General features: G+C 62.4%; 17 protein-coding genes. All 17 read left to right on the top strand.

What is annotated here, in order from left to right; translation table 11 throughout:
* Positions 1-314: 314 nt before the first annotated feature.
* Entirely contained in the window at positions 315-521 is a 207-nt protein-coding gene (rpmE, locus tag Q0X68_RS05075; RefSeq protein WP_108871902.1) for a 50S ribosomal protein L31, read from the top strand.
* 174 nt (positions 522-695) lie between these two features.
* Entirely contained in the window at positions 696-1,763 is a 1,068-nt protein-coding gene (gene prfA / locus Q0X68_RS05070; protein WP_297748462.1) for a peptide chain release factor 1, read from the top strand.
* A complete protein-coding gene (prmC, locus tag Q0X68_RS05065; protein ID WP_297748470.1) occupies positions 1,763-2,644 on the top strand; it encodes a peptide chain release factor N(5)-glutamine methyltransferase in 882 nt (293 codons plus the stop codon). Before prfA ends, prmC begins: the two co-directional genes overlap by 1 nt.
* Positions 2,637-3,398 carry an L-threonylcarbamoyladenylate synthase gene (locus Q0X68_RS05060; protein WP_297748459.1) on the top strand — a complete coding sequence of 254 codons (762 nt, stop codon included), beginning with the start codon at positions 2,637-2,639 and terminating at the stop codon, positions 3,396-3,398. Before prmC ends, Q0X68_RS05060 begins: the two co-directional genes overlap by 8 nt.
* Positions 3,391-4,512 carry a glycosyltransferase family 4 protein gene (locus Q0X68_RS05055; RefSeq protein WP_297748455.1) on the top strand — a complete coding sequence of 374 codons (1,122 nt, stop codon included), beginning with the start codon at positions 3,391-3,393 and terminating at the stop codon, positions 4,510-4,512. Before Q0X68_RS05060 ends, Q0X68_RS05055 begins: the two co-directional genes overlap by 8 nt.
* Entirely contained in the window at positions 4,499-4,966 is a 468-nt protein-coding gene (locus tag Q0X68_RS05050) for a hypothetical protein (RefSeq protein WP_297748452.1), read from the top strand. The genes Q0X68_RS05055 and Q0X68_RS05050 overlap by 14 nt, the downstream gene beginning before the upstream one ends.
* 26 nt (positions 4,967-4,992) lie before the next feature.
* The gene (locus tag Q0X68_RS05045) at positions 4,993-5,220 is read left to right on the top strand and encodes a hypothetical protein (RefSeq protein ID WP_297748449.1); all 228 of its coding nucleotides are present in this window, start codon (positions 4,993-4,995) and stop codon (positions 5,218-5,220) included.
* A 17-nt stretch (positions 5,221-5,237) separates the two neighbouring features.
* Positions 5,238-6,014 (top strand): F0F1 ATP synthase subunit A, encoded by a 777-nt coding sequence (atpB, locus tag Q0X68_RS05040; RefSeq protein ID WP_297748467.1) that lies wholly within the window; start codon positions 5,238-5,240, stop codon positions 6,012-6,014.
* A 49-nt stretch (positions 6,015-6,063) separates the two neighbouring features.
* Positions 6,064-6,285 carry an ATP synthase F0 subunit C gene (atpE, locus tag Q0X68_RS05035; protein ID WP_297740145.1) on the top strand — a complete coding sequence of 74 codons (222 nt, stop codon included), beginning with the start codon at positions 6,064-6,066 and terminating at the stop codon, positions 6,283-6,285.
* A gap of 22 nt (positions 6,286-6,307) precedes the next feature.
* The gene (locus Q0X68_RS05030) at positions 6,308-6,841 is read left to right on the top strand and encodes a F0F1 ATP synthase subunit B (RefSeq protein WP_297748447.1); all 534 of its coding nucleotides are present in this window, start codon (positions 6,308-6,310) and stop codon (positions 6,839-6,841) included.
* Positions 6,838-7,581 carry a F0F1 ATP synthase subunit delta gene (locus Q0X68_RS05025; RefSeq protein ID WP_297748445.1) on the top strand — a complete coding sequence of 248 codons (744 nt, stop codon included), beginning with the start codon at positions 6,838-6,840 and terminating at the stop codon, positions 7,579-7,581. Before Q0X68_RS05030 ends, Q0X68_RS05025 begins: the two co-directional genes overlap by 4 nt.
* Positions 7,582-7,597: 16 nt before the next feature.
* Complete coding sequence (atpA, locus tag Q0X68_RS05020; RefSeq protein WP_297748443.1) at positions 7,598-9,232, top strand: F0F1 ATP synthase subunit alpha; 1,635 nt, start codon at positions 7,598-7,600, stop codon at positions 9,230-9,232.
* Between the two features lie 7 nt (positions 9,233-9,239).
* A complete protein-coding gene (locus Q0X68_RS05015; RefSeq protein WP_297748439.1) occupies positions 9,240-10,145 on the top strand; it encodes a F0F1 ATP synthase subunit gamma in 906 nt (301 codons plus the stop codon).
* A gap of 17 nt (positions 10,146-10,162) precedes the next feature.
* Positions 10,163-11,599: a F0F1 ATP synthase subunit beta gene (gene atpD, locus Q0X68_RS05010; protein ID WP_297748436.1), complete on the top strand. Its 1,437-nt coding sequence runs from the start codon at positions 10,163-10,165 to the stop codon at positions 11,597-11,599.
* A gap of 2 nt (positions 11,600-11,601) precedes the next feature.
* Positions 11,602-12,012 (top strand): F0F1 ATP synthase subunit epsilon, encoded by a 411-nt coding sequence (locus tag Q0X68_RS05005; RefSeq protein ID WP_108871915.1) that lies wholly within the window; start codon positions 11,602-11,604, stop codon positions 12,010-12,012.
* A 78-nt stretch (positions 12,013-12,090) separates the two neighbouring features.
* On the top strand, positions 12,091-12,549 hold the full coding sequence (locus tag Q0X68_RS05000) for a DUF2550 domain-containing protein (RefSeq protein WP_297748431.1): 459 nt from the start codon (positions 12,091-12,093) through the stop codon (positions 12,547-12,549).
* A 120-nt stretch (positions 12,550-12,669) separates the two neighbouring features.
* Complete coding sequence (locus Q0X68_RS04995; protein ID WP_297748429.1) at positions 12,670-12,987, top strand: hypothetical protein; 318 nt, start codon at positions 12,670-12,672, stop codon at positions 12,985-12,987.
* Positions 12,988-13,163: the final 176 nt, after the last annotated feature.

The following is a 13,163-nucleotide window of genomic DNA, read 5'->3' as shown; positions in this document are numbered from 1 at the left end:
TACACGTAAGGAGTCGTCGGCAGCGTCAGATGTGTATAAGAGACAGGGGTAGTGCGGTGGCTGGACATGCGATTGCATCTTCGGATTCGGACATATAGAAGGTGCTTCCGAAACCTCACCAACTACATCGCCCGATCACTCCTCGAAAGCGGCGGGTTCAGAAACCAACTACACCCTCGATTGTGATGAGCAAACATATGAAACCAGCGAGGCGATTTCGTTTCGAGCGCGTCTCGCGGCATACTTAAACGCTGTGCCGGTTCACGCGGGGTGCCATCCCGCGACCCGGGGAAACACACCACGAGGAGAACACTATGAAGCAGGGAATCCACCCCACCTACCACGAGGTGAACGTCACGTGCACGTGCGGGAACACCTTCACCACCCGCAGCACGGCCGAGTCCGGCTCGCTGAGCGCTGACGTCTGCTCGGCCTGCCACCCGTTCTACACCGGCAAGCAGAAGATTCTCGACACCGGTGGTCGTGTGGCCCGCTTCGAGCGCCGCTACGCCAAGAAGTGATCGTGCTGCACGCTCCACGAGCGAGCGTCGCAGTACTCCGTGTGCCGCCGCTGCCCAAGGGCGGTCACGGATGCCCGGTTCCTCAGCCTTCTGGCTGCCGAACCGACCTATCATTTTTGAAGGGGCACTGAGTAGCAGCTCGGTGCCCCTTCACCACTTTCACGTCGGAGCAATATGTTCGAGAACGCAGCCCCCTTAGTTGAAGAATTCCATGAGCTCGAGGGGCAGTTGGCTGACCCAGAGGTGCTGAGCGACCTCTCCCGCTCGCGCAAGGTGGGGCGTCGCTACGCCTCGCTACGGCCCATCGTCGAGAGCGTGGAGGAATATCAACGCCTCGTGGAAGACCGTGAGGCGGCTGCGGAACTCGCCGAAGAGGACGAGGCGTTCGCCGGTGAGGTAGCCGAGCTTGACGCACGGCTTGAGGTCATGACCGAGAAGCTCACCCGCCTCCTCGCTCCTCGCGACCCGAACGACGACAATGACGCCATTCTCGAGATCAAGTCTGGCGAAGGTGGCGAAGAATCTGCGCTGTTCGCGGGCGATCTGTTCCGGATGTACCAGCGCTACGCGGAACACGTGGGTTGGAAGATTGAGGTGCTTGACGCGCAAGAGACGGATCTGGGCGGCTTCAAGTCTGTCACGCTCGCGGTGAAGGGTACTGCTCAGTCGGAGTTCGCTCCGTATGGTCGACTCAAGTTCGAAGGTGGCGTGCACCGGGTTCAGCGCGTGCCCGTAACGGAAACGCAGGGCAGGATTCACACTTCCGCTGCCGGCGTGCTCGTCTCACCCGACGTCGAACCCGACGAGATCGAGATCAACGACGACGACCTCCGCATCGATGTGTACCGCAGCTCGGGGCCTGGCGGCCAGGGCGTGAACACCACCGACTCCGCTGTGCGCATCACCCACCTCCCGACAGGCACGGTCGTGAGCTGCCAGAACGAACGCTCGCAGATTCAAAACCGGGAATCGGCCATGCGCATGCTGCGCTCGAAGCTGATCCAGATTGCGGAAGAACAGGCCGCCGAGGAAGCTGCGGCGAGTCGCAAATCGCAGGTGCGCACCGTCGACCGCTCCGAGCGCATCCGCACCTACAACTTCCCCGAAAACCGCATCACCGATCACCGCATCGGTTTCAAGGCTCACAACCTCGATCAAGTGCTCGACGGACAGCTCGGGCCTGCGCTCGACGCACTCGCTGAGCAAGACTTGGCCGAGCGGCTGGCCAGCGTGGGCCAGTGATGCGGCCCACGGAGCTCATCTTCGAACTCGCCGACGAGTTCGCATCCGCAGGTTTCCCCAGCCCAGGCTCCGACGCGCGGCTGCTCGTCGCTGAAGCCTGCGACACCGACATCAGCGAGCTGTTGACACGCTGGGAGATAACCCCCGACGAAGCACAGCGCGCTCGGGCGCTGGCTCGCCGCCGCATCGAAGGGGAACCGGTGCAACACATCACCGGCAAGGCCTACTTTCGCTACGAGACCCTCCACGTCGGGCCGGGTGTGTTCATCCCTCGCCCCGAGACTGAACTCGTCGCAGGCAAGGCCATTGAGCTGCTTGCCGCGCGACCCTCGGATCGCCGGCGGGTCGTGGAGCTGTGTGCCGGTTCCGGAGCCATCACCCGCTCCATCGTGCGCGAGCTTGGGGGAGTCGAAGGGTTCGCCAATGAACGTTCGACGGACGCCGAACCGTGGTTGCGTCGAAACCTTGCCGATGTCGACGTCACCGTCGAGATCGGAGACATGGCAACCGCCCTCTCGACGCTGGACGCCACGGTCGACCTCGTCGTAGTGAACCCGCCCTACATTCCCGAACGCCTGCGAGAAACACTGCCCATAGACGTGGTGGGGCGCGATCCGGATGATGCCTTGTTCGCAGGGCCAGACGGTCTGGATGCCATGCCAGTGGTGGCGACGACCGCCGCGCGATTGCTACGAGCAAGCGGGGTGCTCGTCGTCGAGCATGACGAGTCCCACCAACCAGGCGTCATCGAGATCGTTCAACAGCTTGGTTTCGTCGCTATCGAGGGCCACCGCGACCTCGCAGGGCGCGACAGATTCGTGACCGCCGAGTGGGTTGGCCCAAGTGCGGACAGCAAGTGGCAGGATAGTTCCCGTGAGTGAGTCGTTTGATCTTGGCGAAGCTGGATTCGCTGCTGCTGTGACTGCCATTGGGAACGGCACCACCGTCGTGTTTCCCACCGACACCGTCTACGGCATCGGCGCGGATCCGTTTTCCGCCGAAGCCGTGCAGGCCCTGCTCGACGCGAAGCACCGCGGCCAAGACATGCCACCGCCGGTGCTCATCGCCGAACCATCGATGATGCGCGCGCTGGTGGCGAAGGTGCCCGAGAGTGCCAAGGAATTAGCCCGCGCGTTCTGGCCCGGCCCTCTGACGCTGATACTTGACGTGCAGAAGTCAGTGAACTTGCAGGTAGGGGAGACTCGCGGCACTGTAGCGCTGCGCGTTCCCGATCACGACGGTGCCCGTGAGTTGCTGCGACGCACCGGCCCACTCGCCGTGAGTTCCGCCAACATTTCGGGGCAGCCGTCGGCCACGAACTGCGCCGACGCGCAGGAGCAGCTGGGGGAGTCCGTCGCAGTGTTTCTCGACGGCGGGCCAACACCTGGCCCGGAGCCTTCCACGATCGTCGACTGTTCTTCGGACCCCGACGGCGTGGTGCTGCGACTCGGCAAACTCTCGCTCGAACAACTCCAAGAAGCAGTGCCAAGCGTTCGCCTACCCGAAGCTCCCGAGCCGGACGCCCAAGACGAGGAGCCGGCGACCCCAGAGCAGAATCCCGACGAGTCCGCGACAGAGGCGGATCCCGTCGAAACCGAGCACGATGCTGAGGAACCGCCTACGAACGATGCGTGAATATCTGCTGGTGTTCCTCGTCGCGGCCTCGGTAACGTTCCTGGCCGCGAGCTTGCTGCGCCACATCGCCATCCGCATCGGCATGTTCGCGCAAGTTCGAGCACGAGACATGCACACGCTGCCGATCCCGTACTTAGGTGGGGTCGCCATGTTCATTGGGCTCGCCGTCGCATTGCTGTTTGGGGTGCAGATGCCCTTTCTCGGGCGGCACCCCATCGTCGCTCACGACGCGTTTGCCGTCGTCATTGCGGGCCTGATACTCACGCTGATCGGTGCCATCGACGACAAAATCGACCTCCCGGCCTTGGTGAAGCTCGGCGGCCAGGGGCTCGTCGCGGGCATTGTCGTGCTGCAAGGCGTGCGCATCTACTGGATTCCGTTGCCCGACCGCATCATCGCTCTCGACGATGCGAGCAGCATCCTCATCACCATGTTCTTCATCGCGCTGTGCACGAATGCCGTGAACTTCGTCGACGGCCTCGACGGGTTGGCATCGGGCGTTGTCGCCATCGGAGCGCTCTCGTTCTTCTCCTACGCATACTTCCTGGCCTACGAGCACGAACTGGTGCGCGCGACGACGGCGTCGCTCATCACCGTGGCTACCGCCGGCATCTGTCTGGGGTTCCTCCTGCACAACTGGCACCCGGCGAAGATGTTCATGGGCGACGCCGGCTCCATGCTGCTCGGCCTCCTGATGGCGATGAGCACCATCTCGTTCACCGGGCAGATCGACCCCTCAGCGCTCACTGGCGGCAGTGCCGACGTGCTTCCCGCGCTGCTTCCCATTCTCGTCCCGTTCGCAGCGCTGGTGCTGCCCCTACTTGACCTCGGTCTGGCTTACATTCGCCGCACGATGAACGGCCAGTACTGGTTCGTCGCCGACCGTTCCCACATCCACCATCGCCTCGTCGCACGCGGGCATTCCATCCGTGGCGCCGTACTGCTCATGTATTCCTGGACGGCTCTTGTCTCGGGAGGCCTGGTAGCCATTGGGCTGAGCGACTCGGCGCTCGTGGGCTGGGGCATCGTCGCCTTCCTCGTCATCGTCTTGATCTGGACGGTGCGTCCCATTCGGTCCTCCCGAACCCCGATAGGCGACGATGGCAGCCGCTGAGCGCATTGTGAGCGGGGCCGCTCGACGGGCCAAGCAGATGATGATCGGCGGCGTCGTCGGCGCGCACGTCGCCGGACTCATCGTCATCGCACTTGCGGCGATTCTTTCCGGGGCCGACGGAGTGCTCACCTCGGTGCTCGGCTTCGCCACCGTGGTGATCTTCTACGGGATAGGGCAGTGGTTGGAGGCCATCGCCTCCGACATGGAGCCCATGCAGGGCCTTGCGCTCGTCCTCGTGAGCTATGCGGTGAGGGTCGTCGGCATCGCGGCTGGGCTCTGGGGGATCCTGTCACTCGACGCCGTCGCCCCCCACATCGTCGACGGGTGGCTCGTCGCATCCATGACCGCCACCGTGTTCGCTTGGGTGGGTGGAGTAGTGATCGTCGCGAGCCGTCAACGCGTGCCCATTTACGACGAGATTGCCCCAGCTATTTCGGAAGATGAGCAAACCTAAGATTTCCTGCTAGCATCGGGCTCGTCATGGGTACCACACCGTCACCGTCGAAGGCAGGCAGCCAGGTTCCCACCGGCCGTGAAGATGGCATGGTGGCAATCAGCTACATCCTTGCCGGCATCGTGTTTTACGGCGCCTTGGGTTGGCTTGGAGATCATTTCTTGGGTACCTCATGGCTGCTACCAATTGGCCTCATCGCAGGACTTGTGGCTAGCATCTACTTGATCTACAAGCGTTACGGGAGCGTCAAGTGACGATTGGCCTGGTTCCAATGGAGGGTGGTGGCTACACGCCGCCTGGAGTCGACGACTTCAAGTGGGGCTCCATCTGGCCCGGAGTGCTTCCGGATTGGTTCAACAAGCCCCTCGCACAGGCCATCATTGGCTGCCTGCTGGTCATCATCTTCTGGTGGATCGGCTCACGTAAGCTCAAGGTGCAGCCGTCCAAAGGCCAGTACTTCTTTGAGTTCGTGTACGAGTTCGTGCGCAACGGCATTGCGCGAGACATCCTGCACGCCGAGTACCGCAAGTTCCTGCCGTTCTTGCTCGCGCTGTTCACGTTCTTGCTGTTCAACAACTGGTTTGGCCAGCTGTTCTTGTTCATGTATCCGACGTTCTCCAACGTGGGGTTCGCCTACGGAATGGCTATGGTCGCGTGGTGCGTGTACGTCGGGGCGGGCATGGCGAAGTGGGGTGTGCTCGGATTCTTGAAGAAGTCGCTCATCCCCGACGGCGTCCCCGGTTACCTGTTGCCGCTGGTGATGCCCCTCGAGTTCCTCGCCACCTTCATCACGCGCCCGCTGACTCTGGCGCTGCGTTTGTTTGCCAACTTGTTCGCCGGTCACCTCGTCGTGATGGTGTTCGTCGTCGGTGGCGGGTTCCTGCTGACGTACCAGGACAACCTGTTCTACAACATCTCCGGCGGCGTGAGCTTCTTGTTCAGCCTCATCATCATGCTGCTCGAGCTGTTCATCGGCGCGCTGCAGGCCTACATCTTCACCGTTCTTTCCGCCCAATACGTGTCCACCTCCATCGCTGAGGAACACTGACCCACACTCTTCTTCCCTAACCAGAAGAACACATCCGAAAGGTAATCAAATGGAGCTCCTCGAAATCAACGGCAGCATCAACATGATCGGCTACGCCATCGCCACCATCGCCCCTGCACTGGGTGTGGCATGGATCTTCGCCTCGGTGATTAACGGTACTGCCCGCCAGCCTGAGGCCCGTGGCGCCATGATGAGCACCGCGTTCATCGGCTTCGCCGTGGTTGAGGCCCTCGCCATTATTGCCATCGCCCTCGCGTTCGTCCTGAACTGAGGCCGTGCGAATGGTTTCCACCATGTGGGTACCCCAAGAGGTCAATTTTGGTCCCTTGGCGCCTCACTACCTCTCAGAGATCATCGGGGGCATCGCCCTGCTGCTGATCCTCTGGCTCATCATGGCGAAGGCGATTGTTCCAGCCTTCGAGAAGATGTACGAGGAACGTTCTTCGAAGATCGAAGGTGGTATGCAGCGTGCTGCTGCCGCTGAGGCCGAAGCCGAGGCAGCCAGGGCGCAGTACCAGGATCAGCTCTCGGGAGCACGCGAAGAGGCCGCCAAGATCCGTGAGGACGCCAAGAACCAGAGCGCCCAGATTCTCGCTGAGGCCCGCGACAAGGCCACCAAGGAATCGGACCGCATCCTGGAGGCAGGTCGTCAACAGCTCGCGGCAGAGCGCGCACAGCTCATGAACGAGCTCAAGGGCGAAGTGGGCGGCATGGCCACCACACTCGCAGGCAAGATCATCGGAGAGTCGCTCGACGACGATGACCGCGCGCTGCGTACCGTGGATCGTTTCCTTGCCGAGCTTGAGCAGGCAGGCGCAGCCCGATGACTTCACTCGACGCAGCCAACGAACTCTTCCAACTGACCGACGTGCTCGCCGGCCAGCCGATGCTGCGTCGCGCGCTGTCTGATCCATCCGCCCAGCCCGAGCGGCGCGCTGAGCTGGCTCGCAAGCTGTTTGGGTCGCGCGTGAGCGACGCTTCGCTTGACTGCCTGGAGCGGGTGGTCAAGGCACCGTGGCGCGACGCTGACGACATGATGCGAGCTGTCGAGCTCGACGGTGTCAAGGCCGCGCTGCACAGCGCCCAGGCTGAAGACGCGTTGACGCGGGTGACGAGCGAGCTGCACGTAATCAGTGATGCGGTGGGTAGCTCCGCGGAGCTCACCACCACGTTGCGCAACAGCACGTTCAGCTTGGAATCCAGGCGCGGCTTGATCGCGAAGCTGCATGGGCCCGATGTGCACCCGGTGACCGCGTTGCTCGCAGCACGTGCGGTGAGCGGACACCGTCGCAGCTACACCAAGACCATCGATGACTACCTCGATGAGGCAGCGGAGATCTCGCAAGCCCTCGTCGCGAAGGTCACCGTGGCCCGACCGCTCGACCAGGCGAGGCTCGAACGCCTCCGCGCTGCACTAGCGGCCAAGACCGGGCGTCCCGTGTCGGTCCAGATGAGCGTCGACCCCGACATCCTCGGGGGCATCAACGTCGCTATCGGACACGACGTTTACGAATCCACAGTTGCTGGCCGCCTCGAGGACGTGCGGCGCCAGCTCATCCACTCCTAAGCGAAAGTAGGACCCAATGGCTGAACTGACCATCAGTCCAGACGAGATCCGCGGTGCGCTGAACGACTTCGTCGCTGCGTACAAGCCGGAAGGTGCCAGCAAGACTGAGGTTGGCCGGGTTGTCACGTCGGGCGACGGTATTGCACGCGTGGAAGGCCTGCCCTCTGCGATGGCAAACGAGCTCCTCCGCTTCGAGAACGGCACGCTCGGCATCGCGCAGAACCTCGATGAGCGTGAGATCGGCGTTGTTGTGCTCGGCGATTCCGAAGGCATTGACGAGGGCTCGACGGTGCACGGCACCGGCGACGTGCTCTCCGTGCCGGTGGGCGAGGGCTACCTCGGGCGTGTCGTCGATGCGATGGGTAACCCCATCGACGGTCTAGGCGAGATCAAGGACATCGAAGACCGCCGTGCACTGGAGCTCCAGGCCGCGGGCGTGATGGACCGCCAGGAAGTTCGCGAACCGCTGCAGACCGGCCTTAAGGCCATCGACGCGATGATCCCGATTGGCCGCGGCCAGCGTCAGCTCATCATTGGTGACCGCAAGACCGGCAAGACGGCCATCGCGATCGACACCATCATCAACCAGCGCGCGAACTGGGAGTCGGGCGACCCGAAGCAGCAGGTGCGCTGCATCTACGTCGCGATTGGTCAGAAGGGCTCCACCATCGCCGAGGTGAAAGGCACGCTCGAGAAGGCCGGCGCGATGGAATACACCACCATCGTGCACGCCCCCGCCTCCGACCCCGCGGGCTTCAAGTACATCGCTCCCTACGCTGGATCTGCCATCGGGCAGCACTGGATGTACCAGGGCAAGCACGTTCTCATCGTGTTCGATGACCTCACCAAGCAGGCTGAGGCGTACCGCGCGATGTCGCTGCTGCTGCGCCGCCCCCCGGGCCGTGAGGCGTACCCCGGTGACGTGTTCTACCTCCACTCGCGGTTGCTGGAACGCTGTGCGAAGCTCTCCGACGAGCTCGGCGGCGGTTCGATGACGGGTCTGCCCATCATCGAGACGAAGGCCAACGATGTATCGGCCTACATTCCGACCAACGTGATTTCGATCACCGACGGTCAGATCTTCCTGCAGTCTGACCTCTTCAACGCTAACCAGCGCCCCGCTATCGATGTTGGCATCTCGGTGTCTCGCGTCGGTGGCGCTGCGCAGGTGAAGGCCATGAAGAAGGTCTCCGGCACGCTGAAGCTTGGCCTGGCGCAGTACCGCGACATGCAGGCATTCGCGATGTTCGCATCGGATCTCGACGAGGCCTCCCGCCGTCAGCTCGAGCGCGGCGCGCGTCTGACCGAGCTGCTGAAGCAGGGCCAGTACGCGCCGTACCCGGTGGAAGACCAGGTGGTGTCGGTGTGGCTCGGCAACGAGGGCCACCTGGACGATGTGCCGGTTGCGGACATCCTGCGCTTCGAGCAGGACTTCCTCGAGTACCTCCGCCACAACGGCGAAGTGCTGCAGCACGTTGCCGACAGCAAGGTGTTCGAGGACGAGGATAAGGACGCCACGCTGCGGTTGCTTGCTGACTTCAAGCGCACGTTCAAGGATTCCGAGGGCAACACCATCGGCGTCGAGCAGTTCGACGCCCTCGACGAGAAGGACATCGACCAGCAGAAGATCGTCCGCAAGAAGCGGGGCTGATCGGCGCATGGGCAGCAGTCTCCGGGAGCTCAGACAGCGACGAAAGTCCGTCTCGGCTACCAAGAAGATCACGAGGGCGATGGAGCTCATTGCTTCGTCGCGCATCGTGAAGGCCCAGCAGGCCCAGCGTGAAGCACTGCCGTACACCATTGAGTTGACGAAGGCAGTGTCCATGCTGGCGGGCGCCTACGATCTGGAACACCCGTTCCTGCAGCGCGCCGAGGTGCCCAAGCGCTCTGCGGTGCTGGTGATCACCGGTGACCGCGGGTTGGCTGGCGCCTACTCCAGCAATGTGATTCGCCTCGGTGAGGAAGTCTGTGAGCATCTGCGTACCGTCGCGAATCAGGAAGTGCAGCTGTACCTCACGGGCAAGAAGGGTGTGGCGTACCACGAGTTCCGCGACCATGAGATCACGCAGAGCTGGACGGGGTTCTCCGAGCGTCCTTCGTACCAGGATGCGAAGGAAATCGCTCGGGTGCTGCTGGATGCCTTCTTGAAACCCACGGATGAGGGCGGCGTCGATGAGATTCACATCATCACCACCCGCTTTGAGTCCATGATCACCCAGAAGACCAACGCGCTGCGGGTGCTTCCGCTGGAAGTAGTGGATGCCGATCCGGACGATTTCCCGGACGAGAGCGACAACCACTTCTACAAGTTCGAGCCCGACGCACAGACAGTGCTCGACGCGCTGCTGCCCATGTTCGTGACCGACCGCATCCACACCGCACTGCTGGACGCGGCTGCGTCGGAACTTGCGTCTCGCCAGCAGGCCATGAAGTCGGCGACGGACAACGCGCAGAGCCTCATCGAGCAGCTCACTCGCGAGGCAAACCAGGCCCGACAGGCCGAGATCACGCAAGAAATCACAGAAATCGTGGGTGGCGCACAGGCGCTGTCCGAATCAGCCTGAAACCAATGAGGTAGGAAATGACTACAACTACTGCACAGACCACGGCAGCCGGGCGCGTCGCCCGAGTCATCGGCCCTGTGGTGGACGTCGAGTTCGCGGCTGATCAGCTCCCTGAGATCGGCAACGCACTTAAGGTGGAGACCGACGTCATGGGCATCAAGCAGACGATCACCCTCGAGGTGGCGCTCCACGTTGGCGACAACATCGTGCGTGCCATCTCCTTGAAGCCTACCGACGGAATGCGTCGCGGCGCCGAAGTGGTGGACACCGGGGCACCCATCTCGGTTCCTGTCGGCGATGTCACCAAGGGCCACGTCTGGAACGTGACCGGCGACGTGCTCAACGCCGACCCGGCCACCGTCGAGGTCACCGAACGCTGGCCTATCCACCGCGATCCGCCGCCGTTCGACGCCCTCGAATCGCGTACGGAGATGCTTGAGACGGGCATCAAGGTGCTCGACCTGCTCACCCCGTACGTGAAGGGCGGCAAGATCGGCCTCTTCGGCGGCGCTGGTGTGGGTAAGACGGTGCTCATCCAAGAGATGATTTACCGCATTGCGCACAACTTCGGTGGTACCTCGGTATTCGCCGGCGTTGGTGAGCGCACCCGTGAGGGTAACGACCTCATCAACGAGATGGAGGAGGCCGGAGTCCTCAAGGACACCGCGCTGTGCTTCGGCCAGATGGACGAGCCCCCGGGCACGCGTCTGCGTATCGCGCTCACCGGCCTGACCATGGCGGAGTACTTCCGTGATGTGCAGAACCAGGACGTGCTGCTGTTCATCGACAACATCTTCCGCTTCACCCAGGCCGGCTCCGAGGTGTCGACGCTGCTCGGACGTATGCCGTCGGCGGTTGGCTACCAGCCCAACCTCGCAGACGAGATGGGGCAGCTGCAGGAGCGCATTACGTCGACCCGCGGCCACTCGATTACGTCGATGCAGGCCATTTACGTGCCGGCCGACGACTACACCGACCCGGCCCCGGCGACGACGTTCGCTCACCTGGACGCCACCACGGAGCTCTCGCGTGAGATCGCTTCGCGTGGTCTCTACCCGGCAGTGGATCCGCTGACGTCCTCGTCGCGCATCCTTGATCCGCAGTACGTGGGTCAGGAGCACTATGACACCGCCTCCCAGGTGAAGCAGATTCTGCAGCGCAACAAGGAACTGCAGGACATCATCGCCATCCTCGGTATTGACGAGCTGTCTGAGGAAGACAAGATCACGGTGAACCGTGCACGTCGCATCCAGCAGTTCCTCTCGCAGAACACCTACATGGCCGAGAAGTTCACTGGCATTGAGGGCTCGACGGTGCCGCTGGCTGACACCATTGAGGGCTTCCAGATGATCTGCCGTGGCGACGTCGACCACGTGCCTGAGCAGGCGTTCTTCAACGTCGGTGGCATGGACATGGTGATGGAGAACTACGACAAGATGAAGAAGGACGCCTAATCGTGGCACGTCCTCCGCTGAAGCTTGAAGTAGTGTCCGCCAGCCGACGTGTCTGGTCCGGCGAGGCGGTGCAAGTGATTGTGCGCACCGTCGAAGGTGACATGGGTATCCTGCCCGGGCACGAGCCGGTGTTCGCGCTGCTCGTCCCCAGCAGAGTCCAGATTGTCACTGCCGATGGCAGACAGGAAGCGCTGTACGTTGACGAAGGGTTCATCTCTTGTGCGGATGGGCGCGTGTCTATCCTCACCCAGACGGCGTCCTTGGGCGATGAGATCTCCACTGCTGAGGCACAAAAGGAACTGGACGAGCTCATGCTCAAGTACCAAGCGGGAGAGCAGAGCGACGCTGAACGTCATCGCATTCACATGTTGAAGGCGCAGCTCGCCGCGGCTGAGCAGTACGCGTCGAAGTAGCAGTTGTAGTCAATACTCAGGGCGGTCCTCACACGATGTGGGGGCTGCCCTGAGTCGATCAAGGAGGTGAGCGCGCCGATGTGGTGGAACGTAGGTTGGGCAGTCTTGCTGTTCGTTGCGCTCATCATCGTGCCTTTGGTCTTTCTCTATGCCCGGCGACGCTGGCTCACCGGCCAGGGCGGTGCGTTCGACTGCGCGATGCGGCGCGTGGGAGAGGACCCGACCTTTCGCTGGCATTTGGGCATGGGGAGGTACCGCGGGGAAGAGCTCCAATGGTTTCGCGCGTTCTCACTCTCGATGCGCCCCGCATTGCGGCTGCGGCGAGGACAGATTCACTCCAGCGCAGCGAGGGAACCCAGCCGTGCCGACTCATTTCTGCTGTACGACAACTCGTGCGTCCTCACTGTTCGAGACGCCGTGAGCGGACGCAGCTACTACTTTGGGGTAGAACGCGACGTCGCCACCGCACTCATGAGCTGGATGGAAGCCGCACCTCCAGGGTTGTACCCACCGTCGGGGCCAGCCACACCCGAGTAGATCCTGCGGGGTGTGTGGTTTCGATACGCGCCCTCCGGGCGCTACTCAACCACCGTCGATACGCGCGCTCCGCCCCGGTTATCGAGTAGGCGACGCAGTCGTCGCATCGAGACGCAGCGAGTGAAAAACTTCAAAATCCGTACGCAGTTTGACCAAACACCCCTAAATCGGGCCCTTCATCTCATCTGCGTACGGATTTTGAAGTTCGACGAGCGGGAGACGTCACAGCAGACCTCCCAACAGGGATATCAAGGTCCCCCCATCATCATCAATAACTCTGCAGCGGCCTCGGCATCGGCAGCCGCCGGATACGGGCGACTCCCGAAGAAGCGCCACAGCCTTGTCGTCCATATCATTCTCTTCCTGCTCACCGCAGGGCTTGGCAACCTCGTTTATTGGTGGTGGATCGCGAACGCGAACAGAAAGAGAGGCTACTGATACTACTCAAAGACCCCGCACGACGTAGCGTCGTGCGGGGTCTTTGAGTTGGTGTTGTGCGGATAACTCCCGCAACCTGATCGGCTTCCAACCTCGCAGCTGCACTGGCAATGCTCATATTCTGCAAGCCGTGCTCCAGTGGGCGCTTAGTAACACAGCGGGGACACTGTGTGATC

Origin of the sequence: uncultured Tessaracoccus sp., from assembly GCF_947286155.1 — a bacterium.
In the GTDB taxonomy this organism is placed as follows: domain Bacteria; phylum Actinomycetota; class Actinomycetes; order Propionibacteriales; family Propionibacteriaceae; genus Arachnia.
The sequence above is the reverse complement of the archived record's forward strand: the minus strand, read 5'-3'. Positions and strand labels throughout refer to the sequence as shown.

Excerpts from the sequence above, each read along its gene's own strand:
- prmC (WP_297748470.1), top strand. The coding sequence starts at position 1,763 with ATGCGGCCCACGGAGCTCATCTTCGAACTCGCCGACGAGTTCGCATCC.
- Q0X68_RS05055 (WP_297748455.1), top strand. The coding sequence starts at position 3,391 with ATGCGTGAATATCTGCTGGTGTTCCTCGTCGCGGCCTCGGTAACGTTC.
- Q0X68_RS05025 (WP_297748445.1), top strand. The coding sequence starts at position 6,838 with ATGACTTCACTCGACGCAGCCAACGAACTCTTCCAACTGACCGACGTG.
- atpD (WP_297748436.1), top strand. The coding sequence starts at position 10,163 with ATGACTACAACTACTGCACAGACCACGGCAGCCGGGCGCGTCGCCCGA.
- atpA (WP_297748443.1), top strand. The coding sequence starts at position 7,598 with ATGGCTGAACTGACCATCAGTCCAGACGAGATCCGCGGTGCGCTGAAC.
- Q0X68_RS05045 (WP_297748449.1), top strand. The coding sequence starts at position 4,993 with ATGGGTACCACACCGTCACCGTCGAAGGCAGGCAGCCAGGTTCCCACC.
- Q0X68_RS05030 (WP_297748447.1), top strand. The coding sequence starts at position 6,308 with ATGTGGGTACCCCAAGAGGTCAATTTTGGTCCCTTGGCGCCTCACTAC.
- atpE (WP_297740145.1), top strand. The coding sequence starts at position 6,064 with ATGGAGCTCCTCGAAATCAACGGCAGCATCAACATGATCGGCTACGCC.
- Q0X68_RS05000 (WP_297748431.1), top strand. The coding sequence starts at position 12,091 with ATGTGGTGGAACGTAGGTTGGGCAGTCTTGCTGTTCGTTGCGCTCATC.
- Q0X68_RS05050 (WP_297748452.1), top strand. The coding sequence starts at position 4,499 with ATGGCAGCCGCTGAGCGCATTGTGAGCGGGGCCGCTCGACGGGCCAAG.
- Q0X68_RS05015 (WP_297748439.1), top strand. The coding sequence starts at position 9,240 with ATGGGCAGCAGTCTCCGGGAGCTCAGACAGCGACGAAAGTCCGTCTCG.
- prfA (WP_297748462.1), top strand. The coding sequence starts at position 696 with ATGTTCGAGAACGCAGCCCCCTTAGTTGAAGAATTCCATGAGCTCGAG.
- rpmE (WP_108871902.1), top strand. The coding sequence starts at position 315 with ATGAAGCAGGGAATCCACCCCACCTACCACGAGGTGAACGTCACGTGC.
- atpB (WP_297748467.1), top strand. The coding sequence starts at position 5,238 with ATGGAGGGTGGTGGCTACACGCCGCCTGGAGTCGACGACTTCAAGTGG.